General features: G+C 43.0%; 8 protein-coding genes. 4 read left to right on the top strand and 4 right to left on the bottom strand.

What is annotated here, in order from left to right:
- Positions 1-452: 452 nt before the first annotated feature.
- The 4 genes from KV201_RS22170 to KV201_RS22155 all read right to left on the bottom strand — a co-directional run bounded on the left by KV201_RS22170 (position 453) and on the right by KV201_RS22155 (position 3,263).
- Positions 453-1,256: a sulfite exporter TauE/SafE family protein gene (locus KV201_RS22170; RefSeq protein WP_226060628.1), complete on the bottom strand. Its 804-nt coding sequence runs from the start codon at positions 1,254-1,256 to the stop codon at positions 453-455.
- Positions 1,257-1,261: 5 nt separating this feature from the next.
- The gene (gene modA / locus KV201_RS22165; RefSeq protein ID WP_226060626.1) at positions 1,262-2,032 is read right to left on the bottom strand and encodes a molybdate ABC transporter substrate-binding protein; all 771 of its coding nucleotides are present in this window, start codon (positions 2,030-2,032) and stop codon (positions 1,262-1,264) included.
- A gap of 105 nt (positions 2,033-2,137) precedes the next feature.
- Positions 2,138-2,500, bottom strand: a complete 363-nt coding sequence (locus KV201_RS22160; RefSeq protein WP_226060624.1) for a winged helix-turn-helix domain-containing protein — start codon at positions 2,498-2,500, stop codon at positions 2,138-2,140.
- A 181-nt stretch (positions 2,501-2,681) separates the two neighbouring features.
- Entirely contained in the window at positions 2,682-3,263 is a 582-nt protein-coding gene (locus KV201_RS22155; RefSeq protein ID WP_226060623.1) for a recombinase family protein, read from the bottom strand.
- Positions 3,264-3,432: 169 nt separating this feature from the next.
- Here KV201_RS22155 and KV201_RS22150 point away from each other — a divergent pair, with 169 nt between their 5' ends.
- From KV201_RS22150 to KV201_RS22135, 4 genes are all read left to right on the top strand, one after another.
- Positions 3,433-3,693 (top strand): type II toxin-antitoxin system Phd/YefM family antitoxin, encoded by a 261-nt coding sequence (locus KV201_RS22150; protein WP_226060621.1) that lies wholly within the window; start codon positions 3,433-3,435, stop codon positions 3,691-3,693.
- Positions 3,693-4,004, top strand: coding sequence for a type II toxin-antitoxin system RelE/ParE family toxin (locus tag KV201_RS22145; protein ID WP_011074407.1), 312 nt, complete (start codon positions 3,693-3,695; stop codon positions 4,002-4,004). Before KV201_RS22150 ends, KV201_RS22145 begins: the two co-directional genes overlap by 1 nt.
- 23 nt (positions 4,005-4,027) lie before the next feature.
- Positions 4,028-7,114 (top strand): Tn3 family transposase, encoded by a 3,087-nt coding sequence (locus KV201_RS22140; protein ID WP_226060619.1) that lies wholly within the window; start codon positions 4,028-4,030, stop codon positions 7,112-7,114.
- 56 nt (positions 7,115-7,170) lie between these two features.
- On the top strand, positions 7,171-7,723 hold a 553-nt coding region (locus tag KV201_RS22135; protein ID WP_226060617.1), incomplete at its 3' end, for a DUF4382 domain-containing protein.

Genomic DNA, 7,723 nt, shown 5'->3' with positions numbered 1-7,723 from the left:
AACACATCTGTAACCTTGGGAGTCCCCAAAGTGATGGTCCCAGTCTTGTCCAGAATCATTGCCGATATTTTCGAAGCGGTTTGCAACGCCTCACCATTGCGGATCAACACTGGCCAAATTTGCCCAACGCGCCAAAAATGTAAATTCTGATTGTTTTAGTGCAAACGGGTATTTATTGTCTCAACATGAGATAAAAATGTCATTGATTTAGTTAATTTAAGATACACATTAAATGTACTAACAATAATATTTTGCTAACCTTCACAATCATGAGAGCTAGAGATCCATACTCACCAACAACATCGACTTGGCCATTCAGGGGGGACTACTTCTCAGCGGATGCCCTGTTAAACTCACATCACGCGCTAAGACGCGTTTAAGACTTACTGCCAAAGCGCTGACAATACCGACAACGCTTGCAGATCACTATAAGCTAGCATGTTCAGTATTTCTCAATGCGTGTGCTGAAATGTCTTGATGGCTGAAATCAGCAAAATGACGCCTAATAAGCCCAACAACCATTGGGTTGGAACCAGTCCCAGCAATAAGCCGCCTATCGCTGCTCCGAGGATTGAGCCTGCAACCATCCAACCTATGAACATTTTTTCTTCACCAAGTACCTTAAAGGCATCGGCATGTGTGTAACGTGTAAAACCAACGATCATAGTCGGTAGGCTGACCATCAACGATAAACTGCCCGCGAGTTTAATATCTAGTCCGTATAGGAGAACGATGGTAGGGATCAGCAGTTCTCCCCCCGCTACTCCCAGTAGGGCTGCAACCATGCCAATACCTATGCCAGCGAATAGCCCTGCTATCCAGCGTATAGCCCCAGGTTCGAACAACGGAGAGGTTCCATTATGCACTCCACTCCATGCTTCCCAAAGCATGAGCGTAGCGAGGCCGATTAGTAAAACTAAAATGATGTGATTTAGCAATTGTAAAGGGAGCCTGATAGCACGACCTGCCGCCCACCAAGCTCCAAATAAACTGCCTACGAGCAAGTTTAATACAACATCGAGATGCTCGAACAGTGTACCCGGTGCAATTATTCCTCCACGACCCCCCAGTGCTGCTGCGACGACAACTAGACTCATGGCTTTGTTGAGGATAATGGCTTCCAATGTACCGAAGCGGAATATGCCAACCAATACTGGTAGGCGAAACTCTGCCCCACCGAGGCCGATCAAACCACCTAAGGTGCCGATTAACGAACCTGCGATGAAGCTTTGGCTATTACGGTCAAGGATGCTCATAGCTCCTACTGACCAACAACTTCGTCTGGTAGAACGAAGCCGTATTTAGTCATCACTGCCCGTGCTGACTTGCTAGTCATATAGTCGGCAAATTGCTTGGCTATTTGGTTTTTCTCAGCCCGTTTAGTAATGACAAAACCTTGTTCTAGAGGTTCATGCAGTGTGTCGGGGATCAACCAGTAAGCTCCTTGGCTTCGCAACTTGGGATTGACAGCCAATGCCAAGGCGATAATGCCAGCCTGCGCATTACCCGTTTGTACGAACTGCGCAGTTTGGGCGATGTTCTCGCCATATACTAGCTTTGACTCGATCTTGTCCCATAGGCCAGAGGAACGTAAGGCCTCCTCTGCACGTTTACCGTAGGGAGCGTGTTTGGGGTTAGCGATGGCGATGCGTGTTATCTTTGGATCAATTAGGCTTTCTAGTGTCATCTTACTGGCATCTAAGCTTGAACTCCACAACACGATACGGCCTAGGGCATAAGGCTTGACCTCTGAGCTGGCAAAACCAGCTTTAGCTAGTTCACGCGGAAAGGCTATGTCGGCAGAAAAATAAAGATCGTAGGGCGCACCTTGTAGGATTTGAGTATGAAACCTTCCAGATGAACCGTAGTTAACTTCAATTTGATCTGCGGGGTGCAGCTCTTGGAAAGAGGTGACGATCTCATTCATGGCAAACTTTAGATCGGCAGCCGCGGCTATAGTGACTTTCTCTGCATGCGCGAACAGAGGCAGTACTAATGTAAAGGATAATAAGGCTATTTGAATCAATTTCATAAATGCATCTCTAATTGAATAGTTTCTGAGAACACTTTCTTTATGTCATTTTTGACATAACGGAATATACACCATCCAATCGAACATTTATTGATCTATATCACTTCACGAAAACTCCGCAAGCGAACACAGTGCCGCAAGTTCTGCCTTGCTACTCTTGTTAAGGCTTTTTTCTAATGCATCGTAGTCATCAACAAGTTGCCGCCCAAGTGGAGTGAGTTCAGCCCCTCCACCTCTTTTGCCCCCTGTAGCGGTTTCTACTACGGGCTTACCAAAACCCTGATTAAGTGTATCAATCAATAGCCAAGCTCTTTTGTATGGAATACCTGAAGCACGTGCCGCCCCAGAAATAGAATGCATATTCCCAACTTGCCGTAACAGGTCAATTTTCCCAGGGCCGATAGAGATATTTTCACCGATGTAAACACGAGGCCTGACTAGAATGATTCTATCTTTAAGCGATGTCATACATAGATGTCCTTAATATTGCTGTTTCATATTTAATATTTTTAGTTTGAATGCTTTATAAGCGGTAAAACGGCCTCATTTTTCTGTCTGGTGTTAAGCTCTTTACATGTGTAGGGCTCATGAGCTTAGACCACCTTTGTTAACCATCAAATTGGTTATCTCACTTATCGAAAAGCAAACTTTAGCAAGTATGGTTTAAGTTCTTTGATTGTTTGACTGAATTTATTGCCCGATAAATTGAGGCTTCTCCAAGGTGATACTCCTTGGCAAGCTGCCCAATGGTGGCCCCCTCAGCTCTTTTATCATAAATCGCTTGTTTTAAGGTGTCCGTGAGTTTTACGGGTCTACCAAATTTAACCCCATTTTCATGGGCTTTTGCGATACCTTCGGCCTGTCTCTCTGTCCGCAAGTCATTTTCAAACTCAGCAATAGCAGCCAACATATTGAACATGAGTCTCCCTGTCGAAGTGCTCGTATCAATATTCTGATCGATAACGAGCAAATCAATGCCTTCATTTTGAAAACGCGAAGCAATCTGGGCTAAGTGGACGACAGAGCGAGCAAGACGATCGAGTCGGGTTACCACTAGGGTATCCCCTTCACGTAAATAACTCATGCAAGATTGAAATTCAGACCGTTCAGCCGTCCTTCCACTGCGTTTTTCTTGATATATCTTATTGCACTCAGCTCGATGTAACTTGCCTAGTTGCACTTCTAAACTTTGACCCGTGGAACTCACTCGAGCATAACCAACTTTGGACATAAATTACCATATCTCTTTAAAGGTTTTGATAATACACTTATGATAGTAGTTTTGATAGGTAATAACCAGAGCTATCAAATAGTATACATTTTGACATAGTGCTTTTTTGACTTTTATCGTCCACTTGATGTATGTTGAGCGAATCGAACGATTCGTTTAAAGGTGATAAATGAACACTCTTTCAGCCAATGAAGCAAAAATTCACTTTGGAGATTTGTTGCTCAAAGCCCAACAATCCCCAATCCAAATTAATAAAAATGGCAAGCCTGTAGCCGTTGTGATTTCTGCTGATGAATACCAAAGTATCGAGGCGCTAAAATTACACTTGCTACAATCTAAAGCAGTGAAAGCCATGTCCGACATCCAAACGGGTAATTTGATTGACGGTAATACCTTTTTTGATGAGCTGGTTGCAGGGCAGTATGACTAATGGCAGTAACTTATCATTTAACTCCTGATGCACAGTCTGATCTGATAGGCATTCACCGCTTTACGTTAGCCCAATGGGGTGCTACTCAGTCAAAAACCTATTTATCCGGACTTAAACAAACGATTCAGCTGCTGGCTGAAACACCCACCCTTGGGAAAAATAGACCCGAGGTACGCATGAATGTGTTTAGTTTTCCTTATTCAAGTCACGTCATCTATTACATCCAACATGAGCATCAATTCGTTGTATTTGGGATCTTACATAAAAGTATGGTTCCACTTACTCATCTCGCGGAGCGGGAAACAATCTGATGTAGTGAAATAAGAGGTTATCCATGAAAAATGACGCTCGGCGGCTATCTATTTTGTCAACCGATGAAATAGATGAACTGTTTGGATTACCTCATTTTTCAGATGATGATCGTCGATTATATTTTGACTTAAGTGCTAAAGAGCGAGAGCTATTTGACAATACCCGAACGTTTTCTGTGGCAGCCCATTTAGTATTGCAACTGGGCTATTTCAAAGCCAAACGGCAGTTTTTCAGTTATGAACAAGAATCATCAGTATTGAATGACTTGGATTACATTACCGCACTGTACTTTCCCACCAAAACGCTTTCAAGACTGAAAAGTCCCTCGAGACCGATTAGAGCAGAACAACAACGAGCAATTCTTGATTTATTCCAGTATAAGCAATGTGATAATGAGGTAAAAGTTGATTTGGAAGATAAAGCACAGCGGGTTGCGATGTTATCGACACAACCTATCTTTATCTTTCGTGAATTAACTCAATACTTAGCATTACACCGTATTGTCATGCCCCGTTACCGGTATATGCAAGAGATGATTGGTAGAGTGGTGGCTTATGAACGCACCCGTATTGCTCGATTACTTAGCACTTGCATGACTTCACTCATCGATCAGCAATTAGCGGCTTTGCTTCGGGCAGAATCAGGATTGTTTCGCGTCAGCGCATTAAAACATGAAGCTAAAGATTTTAGTTATAAAGAATTGCGACACGAAGTAGCACGGAGGCAGTTTTTCCAGCCTCTACATGAGTTTGCCAAGCAGTTCCTCATAACAGCGGGGATCTCCAATGAAAGCGGCAAGTATTATGCTTCTATGGTTAAGTTTTATACCACTTATAAACTTCAACGCATGAAAAAAGAGACGGCTCAGTTATATCTGCTGTTTTTTGCTTTTCATCGGTTTCAGCAAATTAATGACAACTTAATTGAAGCATTGCTCTATTGGGTCGATCAATATGAGAAACAGGCCAAGCGTGCCGCTGAAGAAGCAATGAATAATGCGGTTACCAATGCAGCGAAAAATTTACAGGCTGCGGGTCATGTATTGAGCCTGTTTACGGATGACACCATCACCGATGACACACCTTTTTCCGTTATTAAAGAAAAAGCCTATGCATTGCTTGAACAAGAGAGATTCCCATTAGTTGCTGATTACTTACGCAATATTGCTTTCGACAAAACGGCATTTGAATGGTCACATTACACAAAATTATCCGCCACATTCAAACGTAACTTAAGGCAACTTTTTACTGATCTGGATTTTGCCGGACGTGTAGAAGACTCTCCTTTGCTTGAAGCTATCGGGTTTTTACAAAACTTGTTGCGCACAGAAAAATCACCAAGGCAAACTGACCCTAATGCATTTCCGACTGAGATTATTCCTAAAGGTTTACGCCGATATTTGTTTAGTAAAGAGGGTAAAACATTTAAAACGCTAGATGTAGATCGCTATGAGTTTTTGGTCTATCGCCTACTACGCAACTCACTGGAAGCGGGTGATGTGTACGTTAAACATAGTAATGAATTTCGCCGCTTTGAAGATGACTTAATAAGCGATCTTAGATGGCAGGATAAAGAACGAGTATTGCAAGATATTAGTGCACCCATTTTATTGGTCCCTATCCAAGATACTCTGGCTGTATTTCATACTATGCTAGCAGCACGTTATAGTGCGATTAACCAACATATTTCTGATGGGGTCAACAAACATATTAAAGTCATTGGGGCTGCCGAAAAGCGTCGTTGGAAGCTGCTTTATCCGAGCAGTGATGAATCCGTTAATAGCGATTTTTACAGCCAGTTACCAGGAATTGGTATTGCGGATCTACTGTGGTTTGTTGCGGGTAATACTGGATTTTTAAATGCATTTACCCATGTATTAGATCGTTATGTAAAGCATGAAGCTGATCCTCGTGAAATTTTCGCCTGTATTGTTGCGATGGGAACAAACATGGGGTTAGCAAAAATGGCTGAAGTTTCAGGTCTTAGCTCAGCATCAATGGCGGGAACGTCTAGAAATTATCTACGCTTGGAGACGTTGCGAGCGGCTAATGATGCGATTAGTAATGCAACCAGCCAGCTACCCGCATTTCATCTCTATGATATTCAGGACACACTTCATTCAAGTAGCGATGGCCAGCGGATGGAAACGCAAATAAACACCCTTAACGCTCGATATTCTCCTAAGTATTTTGGTTTACAGAAAGGTGTCAGCGCCTACACGTTGGTTGCAAATCATGTTCCTATAAATGCAAAGATTATTGGGACTCACGAACATGAAAGCCATTACGTTTTCGATTTATTGCATAACAATACCTCTGATATAAAGCCAGAACGGCATTCCACTGACACCCATGGCACCAATCAGGTTAATTTTTGGATTTTGCATGCATTTGGATATCATTTTGCACCTCGTTATCGTGATTTGCATAAGAAAATGGATACGTTAGTCGGCTCACAACATCCCAATGAGTGTGGTGACTGGCTAATAAAGCCTGCCCGAAAAACCAACGATGAATTGATTGAACGTGAATGGCCCAATATTCAACGTATCATGGCATCACTAGCCCAAAAAGATGTTACTCAAGCCACGATTGTTCGCAAACTCTCGAGCTATTCGCGTCAGAATCAGACCAAGAAAGCATTATGGGAGTTGGAAAACATATGCCGAACGCTATACATTCTCGACTTTGTCGACGATGTGGGCTTACGTCAATGTGTACAAAAAGCATTAAATCGTGGTGAAGCCTATCATCGTCTCAGGCGAGCAGTTGCATTTGTTAACGGTGGAAAATTCAGAGTAAAAACGGAAGAGGAGCAACAAATTTGGAATGAATGCTCTCGGCTCATCACCAACGCGGTCATTTACTACAACACCGTGCTGCTATCTCGTGTCTATGAACAAAAGCAAACAGTAGGAGATCAAAATGCACTAGCTCAGCTTCACAGTATTTCGCCCGTTGCATGGCAGCACATTAATATGTATGGCAATTTTGAGTTTAGTCCATCAACCTCAAAAATAGATATCGATGCATTGGTTGCTCGATATGCTGAACCAGAATATTGGCAACAAGCGTTGACGGAGAACGAGAATTCAAGTGATGAATTTTAGAGCTTAAAGCTAACTTTACATTTTTGGCGCGTTGGGCAAATTTAGCCGAATTGGTAATGACGAATGCCAGTGGTGTCGAACATCGTTATTCACTTGGAGACATGAGTTTTAACCTGATGAATTATCAGGGCAGCGATAGTATTAACGTTGTTGAAAGTCTTAACGTACCGGTGGGTAACTACCATGATGTCTACATGACGGTGGTACAAGGTGATGGCAATAATGGTTGCTATGTAGAAGATGGGCAAGGTATTCATGCGCTATCGGTACAGGATGGCGAGTTGCCCATGATGGATATCTCGGTTGCCGCAGATCAGCAATACAGCTTTACCATGGAAGTGGGGTTGTATATGGGGCTTGATCACGATAATGACTACAACTACAACCTCAGCCATGATGGTAGTTGGTCAGTCAACAATATGTCTATGGGACATTTGGTCGGAGAAATGGACCCGCAGTGGATTGCGAGTTGTGAGGCCGCCAACGCTGCATCGATGCCTAGGGAACCTGCGATTAAGTCAGTACGCTGCGGTTTAAATTCACCGAAGTTTCTTCCTCTACTTTTTCCGCACCGATTTTCCCGTCTTGGGCAAAAAAACAGCAGTTTTA

Origin of the sequence: Shewanella sp. SR1 (assembly GCF_020447145.1) — a bacterium.
In the GTDB taxonomy this organism is placed as follows: domain Bacteria; phylum Pseudomonadota; class Gammaproteobacteria; order Enterobacterales; family Shewanellaceae; genus Shewanella; species Shewanella baltica.
The sequence above is the reverse complement of the archived record's forward strand: the minus strand, read 5'-3'. Positions and strand labels throughout refer to the sequence as shown.